Below are 10,214 nucleotides of genomic sequence, written 5' to 3'. Positions count from 1 at the left end.
TAACCACCCCCGGGTGTCCCGTCCCCCCACCGGGGCGCCCCACACCCCCCCCGCGGGGACCCGCCCCCCCCGCCGGGTCGGGCGCCGGGGGGGGCCGCGCACCCGCCGGCGCACCGGCGCGAAGGTCGTCGACGGCGAGCTCTACGTCAACAACGGCTTCTGGGACACCTACCGCACCACCTGGCCGGCCTACGCGCTGCTCACGCCGGAACGCTGCGGCCGGATGATCGACGGCTTCGTCCAGCAGTACCGCGAAGGCGGCTGGATCGCCCGCTGGTCCTCCCCCGGCTACGCGGACCTGATGACCGGCACCAGCTCGGACGTCGCCTTCGCCGACGCCTACCTCAAGGGGGTCCGTGACTTCGACGTCGAGGCCGCCTTCGACGCCGGGCTGAAGAACGCCACCGTCAGCCCGCCGCGCCGCGCGGTCGGCCGCAAGGGCCTCGAAGAGTCGATCTTCCTCCACTACACCCCGGTGTCGGTCCACGAAGGACTGTCCTGGGCGCTGGAGGGGTGCATCAACGACTTCGGTCTGGCCAACCTCGCCGAGGCCCTGTCGCGGGAAAGCGACGGGCCACGAGCCCGGATGTACGCCGACTACGCCGCCTACTTCCGCGAACGCGCGAAGCACTACGTCCACCACTTCGACCCGGAGATCGGCTTCTTCCAGGGCCGCCACCGCGACGGCCGCCGCAAGTTCGCCCCCGAGGGCTACGACCCGGCCGCCTGGGGCGGCGACTTCGTCGAGACCAACGCCTGGAACACCGCCTTCACCGCACCGCACGACGGCCCCGGCCTGGCCGCCCTCCACGGCGGCACCGAGGCGCTCGAAGCCAAGCTCGACACCTTCTTCGCCACCCCGGAGACCGGCCGCCGTCCCGGCGCGTACGGCGGCCTCATCCACGAGATGACCGAAGCCCGCGACGTCCGGATGGGCCAGTACGGCCACTCCAACCAGCCCTCGCACCACATCCCCTACGTCCACAACCTCGCCGGCGCGCCCGCGAAGACCCAAGCCGTCGTGCGGGAGGTGCTGCGGCGGCTCTACCTCGGCAGCGACATCGGCCAGGGCTACCCCGGCGACGAGGACAACGGCGAGATGTCCGCCTGGTACGTCTTCAGCGCGCTGGGCTTCTACCCCCTCGCCGTCGGCAGCCCGCGCTACGCCATCGGTTCGCCGCTGTTCGAGAAGGCGACCGTGCACCTGGGTGAGGGCAAGAAGCTGGTCGTCCACGCACCCGGCAACACCGACGGCACCGTCTACGTCCGCGGGCTCACGGTCGACGGCGAACCGCACGATGCCACCTCCATCGCCCACGCCACCCTCGCCGCCGGCGCCGAACTCGTCTTCGACCTGACGACCGAACCCACCGGCTGGGGCGCCCCGCCGCCACCGGCCGAGCACCCGGCCCCCGTCACCGACCTGACCGGCACCGCCACCAGCTCCGACGGCACCAAGCTCGGCGCGCTCTTCGACGACACCACCCGCACCCAGGTCACCTTCCGCAGCGCCACCCCGGCGATCGAGTTCACCGTCACCGGCGAACCCCGCGAAGTCACCATGTACACGCTGACTTCCGGCGATCGCCGCGGCGACGCGAGCGCGTGGGTGCTGGAAGGCTCCGACGACGGCGTCGGCTGGACCACCTTGGACGAACGCGACGGCGAGCTGTTCCGCTGGCGGCGTCAGACCCGCCCGTTCGTCCTCGCCACCCCGGCCGCGCACGCCCGCTACCGGCTGCGGATCACCGCCACCCGCGGCCGCCGCGCCACCCTCGCCCAGTGGGAGCTCCTCGCCCGATGAACCACCTCCGCACCGCCGTCCTCGACCGGCTCGTGGCGGCCGACCCCGGCCTGGTCCGGTTGCGGCTGGCCGGCTCCGCCGTGCTCGGCATCGTGCTCGCCGTGGCCGCGCTGCTGCCCGCGCACGTCCCGCTCACCGTCACCCTCGTCGGCGCCATCGCCGCGATGATGACGGCGTTCACCGTCAACGACCCCACCCCGGGCGGCCAGGCCGTCACGCTCGTGCTGGCCTTCCTCACCGGGGCCGCGTCGATCACCGTCGCCAGCCTCGGCTCGACGCTGCCGCCCCTGGACAGCGTCGTGTTCGTCCTGCTGATCTTCGTCGCCGTCTACGCCCAGCGCTTCGGCGCCCGCGGCACCGCGCTCGGCTCGATCGCCTTCTTCCTGTTCTTCTTCCCGATGTTCCTGCAGGCCCACGTCAAGCAGGTCCCGCAGCTGCTGATGGCGCTCGGCGTCGGGGTCCTGGCCAACGCCCTCGTCCGGTTCGTCCTGCTCCGGCACAACGCCGCGGCCGAATTCCTCCGCGTCCGACGCGCCTTCCGCGCCCGGCTCGGCGCCGTCGTCCGCGCCGCCGAGGCCCACCTCGCGGTGAACGGCAGCGAGCGCACCCGCAAGCAGCTGCGCTCGGCACTGGCGCGGCTGCACGAATGCGTGCTGCTCATCGAGGACGCCGCCCCCGACGTCCTCGACACCCGCGCCGCCGACGTGCTGCGCCGCCGCGCCATCGAGGTCGAGCTCGCCGTCGGCTGGCTGGCCAGCACCGTCCAGCGGACCTGCTCCGACGCACTCACCACCGAGGTCCGCGACGACCTCATCGCCCGGCTCGCCCGCTTCCGCGCCCTCATGGAACGCGACCCCCGGGAGCTGCCGCTGATCAGCCAGACCGGCGAATACAGCCGGATGCTCGTCGAAGGCAGCCGCATCGACTCCCACGCCGCCCCCGGCGACGGCGTCCGCAAGGCACTGGCCGAGCTGGCGCTGGCCGACGACCGCGCCCAGCGCGCCGCCGCCCCGGAGGCCACCCCCGACCCGCTCGATTCCGGCGACGACGAGCCGACACCGACCTTCGCCTACGACAACCGGACCCGCAGCGCCATCCAGGCCGTCGTCGGCGGCGGGCTCGCCGTGCTCGGCGGGGAACTCGTCTCCCACCAGCGCTGGTACTGGGCCGTGCTCACCGTCTTCGTCGTGTTCATCGGCGCCTCCAGCGCCGGCGCCACCTTCGTCAAGGGCGTCCGCCGCCTCGGCGGCACCCTGATCGGCATCGTCGGCGGCGTCCTGCTGGCGCTGCTGGTCGGCGGCAACACCGCCGCCACCCTCGGCCTCATCCTCGTGTGCGTGTTCGGGATGGTCTACACCGCCCGGGTCTCCCAGGTGGTGATGGCCTTCTTCGTCACCAGCATGCTCGGCCTGCTCTACAGCCTGCTCGGCACGTTCAGCCTCGAAGTGCTCTGGATCCGCGTCGCCGAGACCGCGGTCGGCGCCACCGCCGGCATCCTCGCCGCGGTCGTCATCGTCCCGGTCCGCACCCGCTCGGTCATGCTCGACGACATCGCCGCGGTGCTCGACGACCTCGAAGAGTTCCTCGAGCACACCCGCGGCCTCCTCGCCGGCGAGGAGAACGTCAACATCATCGAACTCTCCCGCGACCTCGACCGCAGCGTCGAACAGGTCCGCACCACCATCGAACCGCTGACCCACCCGGTGAACCTCCGCAGCGCCCGCCGCGACTACGGCTGGCACGTGCTCACCACCCTGGAAACCATCGCCTTCCGCGCCCGCCACGTCGCCGCGCGCGCCCAGCCCGGCCAGCTCACCGGCCCCGACGCCGACCGGCTCCGGCAGTTCACCGGACGGCTGCTGGCCAACATCGACGTCCTCCGCACCGCGCTGAACGCCCCGGGTGGCCCCACACCCGGCACGCTCGTGCGCGACGACGGCACCCCCGTCTCCGACCGCGTCCAAGCGGCCGAAACCCGGGCCGTCCTCTCCAGCCTCAGCCACCTCGACGAGGCCCTCGTCTCCCTCGGCCGCGTCTTCGGCGTCGAAGCCACCGATCCCCGGGCCCCGGCGCAGCCCTGACCGCACCGGGGCGGCGCAGCCTTCCCGCCGCGCCGCCCCTCTCCACCTCCGGTCACCCGGAGCCGATCACGGGCAGGTCAGCCACGCGAAGTGGTAGGTGGTGGTGATGCTGCCGTCGGTCGAGTCCATCGTGACGTAGCTCGTCGTCTTCTTCGGATCCGATGTCCCGGACGCGGCCCGCAATTCCGTGTTGATGTTCAGGTTGCGTTCCTCGCCACACGGCTTGAACGCGATCGCGCCCACCTCCGTGGAATCGGTGAAATGCCAGTCGTCCTCGAACGGCCCGGTCAGCGGGTGCTGGACGAAGGCCGTCGGAGAATTGCCCTGGAAATAATAGTTCGCTCTTTCCAGGCCGGTCGCACCACGTTCCAGGTGCGCGAATCCGCGGTAGTCAGCCTGCGCGATTCCGTAGGTGAACCCCTGCGGCACGTGCACCCGCAGGCCGATCTGGCAGTTCTTCCGGGGATCCAGCGGGCCGGCGCCGACCCCGACCAACGCCGTGTAGGCGCTGTAGGTCACGGTGAACGCCGTGTTGTCCTGCGAGACGGCGACCGCGGACGTACCGGTCGGACAGCCGGTGCCGATGGCGTTGACGACGTCGATGACAATTTTGTCGGGCGGCGGAGGGGTGTTCCACGAATGCGGGGCAACCACAGAGGACAGCGCCATTACGGCAGCAACGACCGCAGACAGCATCGGAATCCTTCCCAATACATTCAAATTGGGGACGGGGGCGCCGACCATAGTATCGAAAGGATCATGGAAGCAAACCCCGCTGAACGGAGCAACGCTGGAAGCCGCGTCCCGCCAGGCGGCATTGCTCACGTTTCGACAATTTTCGCAAAGCCCATTCCGGCCGTCGCGAATAAATGCACGGAGAAAACGATTTCGCACCCCCGCTCCCCCGGCCGCCGCCCGCGATCACCCGCGTGACGTCCGGCTCAGCCGATCAACGCGGCCGCCCGCCCCAGCGTTTCGACCCCCGCCACCGGCCACGGACCGGCCGTGGTCACCACCGCGTGGTCGATGCCCCACCCGGCGAACTCCTCGCAGCGCCGCGCGAACGACTCCGCCCGCTCACCGGGGGCCAGCCGGGTGCTGATCGTCTTCTCGATGTCCCCGTACGGCCGTCCTGCCTCTTCGCAGTGTCGCGCCAGGACGGCGAGCTTGTGACGCACCGCCCGCCGTCCGGCGAACGGCGACTCGTCGCCCGCCCCCATCCGCAGCGCCGGCCGCACGGTCTCCTCCAGCCGCGCGACCGCTCGCCCGCCGGCGGGAACGGCAGGCCCATCGCCCGCGCCTCGCCCTCGTGCTGCCCGGCACCGATGCCGAACCGCGCTCGCCCACCGGAGCGGACGGGCACGAAGGGCCCGGCGACCGGCTCGGTCCGCAGGCCCAGGATCCCGGCCAGGAACCCCGCCGACTTCTCGCGATCGGTGGCACACACGATCGTGTGGTTCAGCTCGACGCTCATCGCCGGTCACCACCGGGAACGAACGGCGCGCCGATCGGGCTCAGGTGGATCCCCGCCAGCCGCCAGCGGTCGTCCTCGCGGACCAGCACGTGGGTGGCGCGGAAGCGTCCGTTCACCGGGTTGCCCCGGTGGGTCGCAACCTGCTCGTGCACGCCGATCGCGATCGCGGTGCCGCCGAAGTCGCGGACCTCGACCTCGGTCCAGCCCAGCTTCTCGGTGACCAGCCCACCGCCGTCGTAGCGCTCCAGCCACTGGTCACGGTCCAGCACGAACCCCAGCGGCCCGACCAGGCGGAACTCGTCGGTGACCAGCCCGGCCAGCACCTCGGTGTCGCCGCGTTCCTCCGCCGTGCCCCAACCCACCACCGCCCCCATCGGCGTCGTCCTCGCCCGCACCGCCAAAACCGCCGCCCGGGCCTTCGACCACGCCCTCGCCGCCGCCGGCGGATCCCAGCCCATCTGGCAGATCCTCATCTCCCTCAAAACCACCCCCGTCGCCAACCAGCGCGAACTCGCCGACGCCGTCGGCGTCCAAGGCGCCACCCTCACCCACCACCTCAACGGCATGGAAGCCGCCGGCCTCGTCACCCGCCGCCGCGACCCCGCCAACCGCCGCGTCCACCTCGTCGAACTCACCCCCGAAGGCGAACAGCTCTTCCTACGGCTCGCCTCCGCCGCCATCGCCCACGACGAACGCATGCGAAAGGGCCTCACCGACACCGAGATCGCCCAGCTCGCCGACCTGCTCACCCGACTCGCCCACAACGTCACCGACAGCTGAAAGCAGCTGCGACAACCGGGGCTCCGCCCCGGGCCGGGGCTCCGCCACCCGGACCCCCGAAAGCGATCCTCACAACAGTGACTGGACGCACCCGACCGGCAACGCCCAGGAGGGATAGGCTCCACAGCACTAGCCAAAGTCGTCTCAAGCTGGAGAACCGCAATGACCCAAGCCCCAGTCAACGTGACCGTCACCGGCGCCGCCGGCCAGATCGGCTACGCGCTGCTCTTCCGCATCGCGTCCGGTCAGCTCCTCGGCCAGGACGTCCCGGTGAAGCTGCGGCTCCTCGAGATCCCGCAGGCGGTCAAGGCGGCCGAGGGCACCGCGATGGAACTCGAAGACGGCGCGTTCCCGCTGCTGGCCGGCACCGACATCTTCGACGACCCCAAGCAGGCCTTCGAAGGCACCAACATCGCCCTCCTCGTCGGCGCCCGCCCCCGCAGCAAGGGCATGGAGCGCGGCGACCTCCTCGAGGCCAACGGCGGCATCTTCAAGCCACAGGGCGAAGCCATCAACGCCGGCGCCGCCGACGACATCAAGGTCCTCGTCGTCGGCAACCCCGCCAACACCAACGCCCTCATCGCCCGCTCGCACGCCCCCGACGTGCCCGCCGAGCGCTTCACCGCGATGACCCGCCTCGACCACAACCGCGCCCTCGCCCAGCTCGCCAAGAAGCTCGGCGTCCCGGTGACCGAACTGCGCAAGGTCGCCATCTGGGGCAACCACTCCGCCACCCAGTACCCCTCGGTCCAGCATGCCGAATTCGGCGGCAAGAGCATCGCCGACGCCGTCGACCAGGCCTGGCTCGAGAACGACTTCATCCCCACCGTCGCCAAGCGCGGCGCGGCCATCATCGAAGCCCGCGGCCTCTCCTCCGCCGCCTCGGCCGCCTCCGCCGCCGTCGACCACGTCTACACCTGGGTCAACGGCACCCCCGCCGGCGACTGGACCTCCGCCGCCGTGGCCTCCGACGGCTCCTACGGCGTCCCCGAAGGCCTCATCTCGTCCTTCCCGGTCACCGCCGAGAACGGCCGGTACAAGATCGTCCAGGGCCTCGAGATCGACGACTTCTCGCGCGCCCGCATCGACGCCTCCGTCGCGGAGCTCGTCGAGGAACGCGACACCGTGCAGAAGCTCGGCCTCATCTGAGCCACCCGCACACGAGGGGCCGCCGTCACCACATGACGGCGGCCCCTCGTCACGCCCGCAGCGAACACCGCACGCTCACAGCGAAACACCCGCCCCGCCGACGATCTTCACCCCTACCGTCGCCTCCATGACCCTTCTCGCCGTACCCGACCTGCAGGCACCCGGCCAGACCCTCAACGACTCGGTCTACGAACAGCTCCTGCGCGACCGCATCGTCTTCCTCGGCTCCGAAGTCAACGACGACATCGCCAACCGGATCATCGCCCAGCTGCTCCTGCTCGCCGCCGACGACCCGGCCAAGGACATCACCTTCTACATCAACTCACCCGGTGGCTCCGTCACCGCCGGCATGGCCATCTACGACACCATGCAGCTCGTCAAACCCGACGTCTCCACCTGGGGCCTCGGCTTCGTCGCCTCCATGGGCCAGTTCCTGCTCTCCTCCGGCACCCCGGGCAAGCGCTACCTGCTGCCCAACACCCGCATCGTCATGCACCAGCCCTCGGCCGGCATCAGCGGCGCCGCCGCCGACATCGCCATCCAGGCCGAGGTCTTCGGCAAGATGAAGCGCCGCATCGCCGAGATCACCGCCCGCCAAACCGGCCAGACCGTCGAACGCATCACCGCCGACGCCGACCGCGACCGCTGGTTCGACGCCGACGAAGCCCTCACGTATGGCTTCGTCGATCACATCGTGACCGGCGGTTGACCTCGGATTCCCTTGTCTGTGCTTCTTTTTGGTGCATGAAACGGCCCGGGCGATTTTCCTTGAAAATCGCCCGGGCGTATAGGTCGTTATACACTTGGTGAAGCCACCGGTCAGACTCCGTCGAGACCTCGGCGGGCCAGCAGCGGCTCGATCTCCGGGTCGCGGCCGCGGAAGGCGCGGAACGCGTCCATGGGGTCGATGCTGCCGCCCCGGCCGAGGAGGGTGCGGCGGAAGTGGTCGCCGTTCTCGCGGGTCAGTCCCCCGTTTTCGCGGAACCACTGGACGGTGTCGGCGTCGAGGACTTCGCTCCAGATGTAGGAGTAGTACCCGGCGCTGTAGCCGCCGCTGAAGATGTGGGCGAAGTAGGTGGTGCGGTAGCGCGGCGGGATCGCGTCGACGGCCACGCCGGCTTTCACGAGTGCCGCGGCCTCGAACGGCTGGACCTCCTCCACGCGGTCGTCGACGCCGAGTCCGTGCCAGGCCTGGTCGAGCAGGGACGCCGCGAGGTACTCGGTGGTGGAGAACCCTTCGCCGTACTGCTGGGCGGCGAGGAGCTTCTCGACCTGTTCCTGCGGCAGCGCCTCGCCCGTTTCGTGGTGCTTGGCGTAGTGGGCCAGGACTTCCGGCCACAGCATCCACATCTCGTTGACCTGGGAGGGGTATTCGACGAAGTCGCGGGGCACGTTGGTGCCGGAGAACGTGGGGTAGCGGACCGCGGAGACCAGCGCGTGGAGGGCGTGCCCGAACTCGTGGAAGGCGGTGACGACCTCGTCGAAGGTCAGCAGGGTCGGTTCCCCCGCCGGCGGCTTGTTCACGTTGAGGACGTTGACCACGACCGTCTTGCGGCCGAGCAGCTCGGACTGGTCGACGAAGGTGTTCATCCAGGCGCCGCCGCGCTTGGCGTCGCGGGTGTAGAGGTCGAGCAGGTACAGGCCGAGCGGGGTGCCGTCGGCGTCGAAGACCTCGAAGGTCCGGACCTCCGGGTGGTACTTGGGCAGGTCGTCCCGCTCGGTGAAGGTCAGGCCGTACAGCTTGGTCGCGGCGTGGAAGACGCCGTCGAGGTACACGCGGTCGGCCTCGAAGTACGGGCGCAGGGCCTCGGTGTCGACCTCGAAGCGCTCGCGGCGGACCTGGGCGGCGTAGAACGGCCAGTCCGACGGCCGCAGCTTCGCGCCGGGCACGTCGGCTTCCAGCAGCTGCTGCAGCTCGGCGGCTTCGGCGCGGGCGTTGGCGACCGCCGCGGGGGCCAGCCGCTCCAGCAGCCCGGCGGCGGCTTCGGCGGTCTTCGCCGTCTCGTCCGCGATGACGTACGCGGCGTGGTTCGGGTAGCCGAGCAACACGGCCCGTTCTGCGCGGAGGCGGACGATTTCGGCGACGACGGCGTTGTTGTCGCAGGAGTTGCCGCGGTTGCCCCGGGCCATCGACGCGGTGTGGATGCGCTCGCGGACGTCGCGGTTGCGCAGGGTCTCCAGCGGTGACGCCTGGCTGGTCGGCAGGCTCAGCGTGAGCACGTACTTGCCGTCCTCGCCGCGCGCGGCGGCCGCTTCGGCCGCCGTGGCGATCGCGCCTTCGCCGAAGCCGTCGAGCTCGGCGCGGTCGGTGATGACGACGGCCAGCTCGTTGGTGTCCTTCAGCAGGTTCTGCTGGAACTTCGTCTGCAGGGTGGAGAGCTGCTCGTTGAGCTCGCGCAGCCGGGCCTGCTCACTCTCGCCGAGCCCGGCGCCGGCCCGGCTGAAGTCCGTGTGCCGCCGCTCCAGCAGCCGCAGCGACTCTTCGTCGAGGCCGAGCTCGTCGCGGCGGGTGTGGAGCGCGTCGATCCGGGCGAACAGCTGCGGGTTCAGGTGGATCGCGTCGTGGTGGGCGGCCAGCTTCGGCGCGAACTCCGCCTGGATGGCCTGGATCTCGTCGGTGCTGTTGGAGCCGGACAGGTTGTAGAACACGCTCGCCACGCGGCCCAGCAGTTCACCGGCGTGCTCGAGGGCCACGATGGTGTTCTCGAACGTCGGCTCGGCGTCCTGCACCGCGATCTGCTCGATCTCCGCCGCGTGCTCGGCCAGCCCGGCTTCGAACGCGGGCCGGTAGTGCTCGTCGGAGATCCGGTCGAAGGGCGGCAGGGCGTAGGGCAGCTCGCTGGGTGCGGCGAACGGATTGTCCGGCGAAATCATCGGGCAGGCTCCTGGTCGGGGACGAACACTCGGTCCCGCCACCCTACGGGGT

General features: G+C 70.8%; 9 protein-coding genes. 5 read left to right on the top strand and 4 right to left on the bottom strand.

The annotated features are described in order from the left end of the window. A partial coding sequence (locus tag ISP_RS24245; protein ID WP_265049855.1) for a GH92 family glycosyl hydrolase occupies positions 1 to 1,804 on the top strand: 1,804 nt, incomplete at its 5' end. Then, on the top strand, positions 1,801 to 3,885 hold the full coding sequence (locus ISP_RS24240; RefSeq protein WP_013226482.1) for an FUSC family protein: 2,085 nt from the start codon (positions 1,801 to 1,803) through the stop codon (positions 3,883 to 3,885). The genes ISP_RS24245 and ISP_RS24240, both read left to right, overlap by 4 nt. A gap of 66 nt (positions 3,886 to 3,951) precedes the next feature. On the opposite strand, the gene ISP_RS24235 is transcribed toward ISP_RS24240, so the two are convergent. From ISP_RS24235 to ISP_RS24225, 3 genes are all read right to left on the bottom strand, one after another. Then, complete coding sequence (locus ISP_RS24235) at positions 3,952 to 4,554, bottom strand: DUF4360 domain-containing protein (RefSeq protein ID WP_013226481.1); 603 nt, start codon at positions 4,552 to 4,554, stop codon at positions 3,952 to 3,954. A 272-nt stretch (positions 4,555 to 4,826) separates the two neighbouring features. After that, positions 4,827 to 5,123, bottom strand: coding sequence for a hypothetical protein (locus ISP_RS24230; RefSeq protein WP_013226480.1), 297 nt, complete (start codon positions 5,121 to 5,123; stop codon positions 4,827 to 4,829). Positions 5,124 to 5,355: 232 nt separating this feature from the next. Continuing rightward, on the bottom strand, positions 5,356 to 5,733 hold the full coding sequence (locus tag ISP_RS24225) for a nuclear transport factor 2 family protein (protein WP_013226479.1): 378 nt from the start codon (positions 5,731 to 5,733) through the stop codon (positions 5,356 to 5,358). Here ISP_RS24225 and ISP_RS24220 point away from each other — a divergent pair. From ISP_RS24220 to ISP_RS24210, 3 genes are all read left to right on the top strand, one after another. Beyond that, positions 5,708 to 6,139, top strand: coding sequence for a MarR family winged helix-turn-helix transcriptional regulator (locus tag ISP_RS24220; RefSeq protein ID WP_014467141.1), 432 nt, complete (start codon positions 5,708 to 5,710; stop codon positions 6,137 to 6,139). The two genes, ISP_RS24225 and ISP_RS24220, sit on opposite strands and share 26 nt — an antisense overlap. Before the next feature lie 162 nt (positions 6,140 to 6,301). Further along, positions 6,302 to 7,288, top strand: a complete 987-nt coding sequence (locus tag ISP_RS24215) for a malate dehydrogenase (protein ID WP_013226477.1) — start codon at positions 6,302 to 6,304, stop codon at positions 7,286 to 7,288. A gap of 127 nt (positions 7,289 to 7,415) precedes the next feature. Further along, entirely contained in the window at positions 7,416 to 7,997 is a 582-nt protein-coding gene (locus tag ISP_RS24210; protein WP_013226476.1) for a ClpP family protease, read from the top strand. A 110-nt stretch (positions 7,998 to 8,107) separates the two neighbouring features. Here the strand turns inward: ISP_RS24210 and ISP_RS24205 are convergent, their stop codons facing one another. Next, positions 8,108 to 10,162, bottom strand: a complete 2,055-nt coding sequence (locus ISP_RS24205; protein WP_013226475.1) for a M3 family metallopeptidase — start codon at positions 10,160 to 10,162, stop codon at positions 8,108 to 8,110. Positions 10,163 to 10,214: the final 52 nt, after the last annotated feature.

The sequence above is a fragment of the Amycolatopsis mediterranei genome (assembly GCF_026017845.1).
GTDB lineage: Bacteria > Actinomycetota > Actinomycetes > Mycobacteriales > Pseudonocardiaceae > Amycolatopsis > Amycolatopsis mediterranei.
Note: the sequence above shows the minus strand (reverse complement) of the source record. Positions and strands in the feature narration are given on the sequence as shown.